The 6,169-nt window shown below is 56.3% G+C and carries 5 protein-coding genes and 1 other RNA gene; all 6 read right to left on the bottom strand.

Going from position 1 to position 6,169, the window contains the following annotated elements; all coding sequences use genetic code 11:
- The coding region (locus ABIL25_10640; GenBank protein ID MEO0082723.1) for a helix-turn-helix domain-containing protein at positions 1–386 on the bottom strand (386 nt) is incomplete at its 3' end.
- A gap of 202 nt (positions 387–588) precedes the next feature.
- On the bottom strand, positions 589–1,179 hold the full coding sequence (recR, locus tag ABIL25_10635; protein ID MEO0082722.1) for a recombination mediator RecR: 591 nt from the start codon (positions 1,177–1,179) through the stop codon (positions 589–591).
- Positions 1,176–2,750: a DNA polymerase III subunit gamma/tau gene (gene dnaX / locus ABIL25_10630; GenBank protein MEO0082721.1), complete on the bottom strand. Its 1,575-nt coding sequence runs from the start codon at positions 2,748–2,750 to the stop codon at positions 1,176–1,178. The genes recR and dnaX overlap by 4 nt, the downstream gene beginning before the upstream one ends.
- 126 nt (positions 2,751–2,876) lie before the next feature.
- Positions 2,877–3,142: signal recognition particle sRNA large type (gene ffs / locus ABIL25_10625), an RNA gene on the bottom strand.
- Positions 3,143–3,157: 15 nt separating this feature from the next.
- Positions 3,158–4,126 carry an ABC transporter substrate-binding protein gene (locus tag ABIL25_10620; protein MEO0082720.1) on the bottom strand — a complete coding sequence of 323 codons (969 nt, stop codon included), beginning with the start codon at positions 4,124–4,126 and terminating at the stop codon, positions 3,158–3,160.
- An 18-nt stretch (positions 4,127–4,144) separates the two neighbouring features.
- Entirely contained in the window at positions 4,145–5,764 is a 1,620-nt protein-coding gene (locus tag ABIL25_10615; GenBank protein MEO0082719.1) for a tetratricopeptide repeat protein, read from the bottom strand.
- Positions 5,765–6,169: the final 405 nt, after the last annotated feature.

The raw sequence follows: 6,169 nt of genomic DNA, 5'->3' as shown, positions 1-6,169 counted from the left end.
TTGCGCCGGCGTAGCAGCCCCTGTTCCCGGTAGATGCGGTCAAACGCACCGTGGCTGCAGCCCGGAGCATAATCCCGCACCAGCTGCCGGCTGCCAAACCGCTTCAGCTTCCACCTAAGGCGTACCACCTTCCTCTCGACCCGAGCAGAAGTCTTGCGGGGAATATGATGGGAGGCCCGGCTCCTGTCCTCCAACCCGTCGATTCTGGACTCCCTGTAGCGGCGCAGCCATTTACGGACCGTGTTGCGGGAGACACCGTAGTAGCGGGCGGTCGGCTTGATGCCCTCTTTCAGAGCCAGCAGCACCATGCTATGGCGAATCTCGTACTTCACGGTCTGGTCTTTACCTTTGGCCACGATGTAGTAGTAGGAGGCTATGGGAGGCATCGGTTCCACCTTTCTGGCGCTTGCGTATCGCCACAAGCATAACCAGAACGGTTGGAAACTCGATGCCTTTCTTTCAGCTTCGCCTCCTGCAGCAACGTTTTCACGCTTCCTCGCAACGCAAGCCAGTCTCTTGGTGTAATGTCCCCGGACTTTGCGGCCGCCCTCAAAGGGTCACCATGTACCTGGGCTAGAGCCAGGGCTACTAGACCTCGCGCCGTCCCTCGAACGCACGGGAAATTGTCTCACCGTCCGCCAGTTCTAGGTCCGAGCCGACGGGAAGGCCACGTGCGATACGCGTGACCAGCAATCCAGGCCGATGTAGCAATCGGGCAAGGTAAACTGCGGTGGCCTCGCCTTCGGTCGTCGGATTTGTGGCGATGATAACCTCTGCGACCTTTTCAGATTCTATGCGGTTTAGAAGTTCGCTAATTTTTAGGTCTTCTGGGCCGATATCGTCAATAGGGGATAGTGCGCCACCGAGTACGTGGTACACGCCTTGGAAAAGACCGGACTGTTCCAGGGTCAGGACATCGCCTGGTGTCTCGACGACGCAGACGAGAGTATGGTTACGGCTCGGGTCCGAGCAAACTTCGCAGAGGTCGGCTTCGGTAAGGTTGAAGCACCGCGAACAGGGGTGTAGCTTGGTGCGGGCCTCGGTCAGGGCGTACACAAGCTCATCAACCTGTCTGCTTCGGTCACGTAACAGATGCAGGGCGATGCGCTGGGCAGTCTTCCGGCCAATGCCGGGCAGGCCGATGAGTGCTTCTATCAGCCTTTCAAGCGACTGTTTCATCTGTGTCGTGATATTCTCTCAAGCGGACCGAACACCCGAGAAATGCGTTCGATTTCCGGGCTGCTGTCGTTGGTTCCCTTTGATGGGACAATGGTAACCTTGGTAGGTTGGCCCAAGACTGAGCTGAGTACTGACTCCAGGAGGCTAATATCGTTCTGCAGTTTATCCCAGGCTGTTCTGTTTGTCTCCGGGCAGGAGATGGTGAAGGTGTTGTTCTTATGGGACTCGGCTTTGCACAGGTGAAGGAAAGTGGCGAGGTATGGCTTATGGCCCTTTATTCTTAGGATGAAATCCTCCCACACTGAGTCGAGGGGACGACTCGGGTCATCCGTTTTCGAATGCCGGGTCGCAACCTCTTGCTTTTTCGTTCTGGACGAAGCGGCGTCCGGAGGCCTTAGGGCCGCAGTCGTCTTTCTAGTCTGGGCGGTTTCTGCGTCAACCGAAGTCCCGGTTGCAATTTGCGTGCCGGCAGGTTCGGGCCCGAGCAGAGCAGACAGTTCCAGGGTCAGGCATTCAAGGTGGACGCGGGGTATCTGGGAGTGCTTGGCTGATTCTTCGCTTCTGAGGACTGTCTCCAGCGCTTTCACGAGTCGAATGGAGCCCGCTGCCTTGGCTTGTTCCGCTAGCCGGCCTATTTCCTCTTGGGATGTTCCGAGATATCGGGTCTCGCTGCTGACAATGAGGACTAAGAGGTTACGCAAGTGGCAGACCAAGCCGGAGTAGAATTCGAACAGGTCGTGTCCTTCCTCAACGATTCTGGCGACCAACCGGAGTGCGTCGGTTGAGCTGCCAGCAAGCAAGGAATCGAGAAACTCGAAGAAGAGTTCGGCCGGGACAAGTCCGAGGAGTTCCTCGACATCGGAAAGCTCTATGCCGCCGGGCTGATAAGTGGCGAGTTGCTCGAGGATGCTTTCGCCATCGCGAATTGCCCCGTCAGCGCGGCGGGCTACGGCGAGTAGAGCCGACTCGGCTATCTTGATGTTTTCCTGTTCAGCCAGCCAGCGCAGGCGGGTTGCGACTTCTTCAGGACTGGCTTTTCTGAAGTCGAAACGCTGGCACCGCGAAATGATTGTTGCCGGTACTTCGTGCGCCGCGGTGGTTGCAAAGATGAACTTGGCATGGGCCGGCGGCTCTTCCAGGGTTTTCAGAAGAGCATTGAATGCCTGAGATGTTAGCATGTGAACTTCGTCAATGATGTAGACCTTGTAGCGTAGGCTGGTGGGGGCATACTTTATGTTCTCGCGTAGCTCGCGGACTTGGTCGATTCCGCGGTTTGAGGCACCATCAATTTCAAGGACGTCAATGTTACGCGAACCGGAGATTTCGACGCAGGCAGAGCAGCGGTTACAGGGTGTTGGGGTCGGTTGCTCGAAGGAAAGACAGTTTAGGCTCTTGGCAAGAATTCGAGCGGTTGTAGTTTTACCGACGCCGCGTGGGCCAGCGAACAAGTAGGCGTTGGCGAGCCGGCGGTGTTCGAGCGCCTTGATCAAGACGCGCTTGACATGGTTCTGAACTAGGAGTTCATCAAATGTCTGCGGCCGATACTTGAGGGTGAGGACTTTACCAGACATTTAGGGGATGGAGGCTAGGCCTATTTGGGTCAAGTTTGTCCGCGTTCCGGGACTCCAGGAAAACGATCCTACCAGGCGTACGTGTTCGTCTGTGTGCTTCTGAAACCGAAGTACAGGAGAACCCGGTCGTGCAGCATATTCGCACTGACGGAGAGAGGGACGGAAACGGCCGGACTCCAGCCAGGCTGGCTCGCGACTGAACGCAGACTCGCGTACCGTTGCTACCTTCCGGTCCTGGCGGGATTTGCGGCAGCCTTCATCGTGAGACCCGACCTTCATCGTCCGGCGTACCTCCGACCTTGTTCGCTCCGTGCAGAACTCATGATGCTCGTTCGACCCCGCATTGGCGGGTTTCGGGTTACAGGGGACCGCCGACCCCCCGTCTAGCACGACCGGGTGCTCGCGTATCAGCGTGTAAGCCTGGCTGGTTCTACGAACAAGTTCTGGGTTTCGACCTCACTCGACAGTACGCCAGAAGCGGCTAATCGGGCGGAAAGTGCAGCAACTGCTGGTCTGTTGATTTCGACCAGTCGCTGCATTTCGGGCAAACGGCAGGTCTGGCAGAATTCCTTGCAGTAGGGAAAGTACTTGCCAAGCACCATCTTGGCTTTATCCACGTTGCCTTCTGTCAGGGCGACGGCGGCATCGGTCGCTATCTTAAGGCGTGAAAGAAGCACTTTGTCGGATTTTGCATAGAAGCCGGGAGTGAATCCGACCGCAGCACCGGGGAATGGCGCCGAAACATATCGTGCTAGTACGCCAGGTTGCAGAGTACGGAACGCGACTGTATCAAGTGCACAGAGTACCGGTTCCAGAAGCCAGGCAGCATCGATCGAGCCAGTGACGAGTTGTTCTACCAGTGTGGAGAGCGGTACCTCGATAGCTGTGATGTCCTGGGGCCGGATGTTTATGTTTGCCAACATGGGTCTGACGTAGTCGCGCAACTGGGGTGGATAACCTAACCTTTTTTTTCTCAGATCGGCTAAAGTTGTGAGTTTAGACTTGGCTGGTACGACAATGGCATCCACCGGCAGGGTCTGTCTGAACTCTTGGGACATGAATACTTTGAGGCTTTCGCCGCTGTAGGCTATCCGCTTTAGAACTGTACTCCACGGAAATATTCCGACGTCGCTCTTGCCTGCGAACAGGTCGGCCAGGGCCTGGTCTGGATCAGAGTACCAAACTAATTCAGGCGTTATCCGGTTGTTGATGAACAGTGATTCTTCGATGCCGACGAGTATCGGTAAGGAGCTGGTCGTGCTGTCGCAGGCAAACCGAACGAGCCTAGGCCGGTTTGCCTGGATTTGGGGGTACACAATAACCGCGATCAGGGCCAAGGCCAGAACCACGATGATAAGATTAAGCAGTTTAGTCATGCAGTTGACTCCACGAAGCTACTGACTGAGTTCCTTGTATTTCTTGTAAGCTTCCTCGGCCTTCTTCTTCTGGCCGGTTTCTCGGTAGCAGTGTACGAGGTTCTGATAAGCTTCAGCGTTAAGTGGGTTCAGGTTGATAACGAGTGTAAGGTTTGCAATTGCGGAGCTAAGTTTCGCCATCGCTGCATCCTTCTGCTTTGCTTCAAGCAGCGAAAGTCCGATGCCAGTCTGGGTGACGCCAAGCAGAAGGTAGATGTTCTCGAGTGCTTTTGGTGCTTCAAGACTGAGGAAAATGTCGCTTATGTCGCTGGGGGTTACGGGCAGGGGCTGGGGCTTGTTGCGGAGGAGTGGGAAATAAAGCCAGGCATAGCCCGCACCCCGATATCCTTTACTTTGAAGGATGCTATCAATCGAGGCGACGGTCGGCAGGTCAAGGGGGAGACTTCCTTCTTTGACCGCGTCTGCGGTAATGAGCGCCGTAAGCTTGTTCTGCCATTCGGCGGGCAATGACCTCAAGGGAGCGACCGCGCCTTCGACCACCTTTTGGAAGGTAATTGAAGCCAGAGTGTCGTTCTGGCCCTGGTACTGGGCAATTCCCAAGTTGAACATCGCGGCAAAATCGGACGGGTCATAGGCTAAGGCTTTGGTGAACAGCCGCTCGGCTTCGGCACGGAACCGGGTTGAAGCGTCACCCTTGGTTTCGGCTGACGCCCGGAGCATCGCGGAGCCGGCACGCGACGATGACACGTTGAGGTTGTTGGCAGCGTAGAAGAGCTGGGATGCAATCTGCGCAAGTTCGGAAAGTTGCTTCGCTGCGCCCAAGTCTTTCTCGATGTAGCGCTTCAGATCCTCCTGATTGGCCGCGCGACTTTTCTCGACTAGCGTCCAGGCGACTTCGTTCAGGCGTGTCGTATCCGAAATCTTCAGGCGGTCGGCGATGGACTTGCGGCCAGCCTCGTATCGTTTCTCGTAAATTCTGATTGCCTGTTGATAGTAGTAGGCGCAGGAGTCCCAGCGTGTCTGTCTGAACTCGGCCGGCCACAGGGTGTCGGGTTTCTCCAAGAAGTACAGGCCGACTAAACTCAGTCCTTCGGGATTCTCAGCGTCAAGCTTGAGCATTTGCCGAGCGGTTGCGAGCATGTCCTCATACCGACCCATGGCGCTATATGAGTTCGCGACTAGGGCGTAGGCCCCGGATTTTCCCGGGTCAACCTTGATTGCGTCCAGGGCAAAGGTGAGACTTGAGTCGTAACTCGTCCGCGCGTATGCCTGGCGTGCCGTGGTTATCAAAGATGTCCAGGCCCAGTACTTCCGCTGCTCGTCCTGTCCCAGGAATCGGCTGATGGCAGTGTCATACTCCAGTGCCTGATGCAGATGGTTGGCGGCAGATGTGTAGTCTTTCAGTTGTGCTTCGCTCAGACCTAGCCAGACATGAATCTCCGCAAGTTTGACGTTGTCAACCTGGCTGCCGTACGAGTCGAGGGCGTTCCTGAACTGTTCCCTGGCGCGGTCAAACCGGCCGCCTTGGTAGTGAATCCGACCGCCGCGCAGGTAGGCGTCGAGCGGTATATTCTGCGCAGCTGCCGCGTTGAAGCTGAAAACAGCAGCAGCCAGCGTGAGCGAACGGGAAAAAGACATTAGTCCTCCTTTGGGACCTACGGAATCATAACTATTCTGAGGTAACTGTCAACAACAGGGGCCGGCTCGAGAATCGACACAGAGCGACGGCTACAGGCTGATCGTGCCTGGCAGGACAAGAGGGTTGGCTCCACCTGCCGGGTGCTGTCGTTCTGAGCGACGGCGGAACGCCGGAGCGAAGAACCGCGCCTGAGAGACCATTCGACTCGCTTCGTTCGCTCAGGGTGACACAATGATCTATATCGGTTCTTGGGGCCGGTCGAGTCGAGTGATGAGTCGGACACTAGTATGAGGTCTACGGTGGGCCGGAGTTCCAGAACGCGATTTCGGATACCGGTTTGCGTTTGGGTTCGTACTGCGCCTTATCAGTTTCCGGGTAGCCAACTGCAATCAGGCATACAGGCT

The sequence above is a fragment of the candidate division WOR-3 bacterium genome (assembly GCA_039801365.1).
Lineage (GTDB): Bacteria > Hydrothermota > Tepidihabitantia > Tepidihabitantales > Tepidihabitantaceae > JBDRUN01.
Note: the sequence above shows the minus strand (reverse complement) of the source record. Positions and strands in the feature narration are given on the sequence as shown.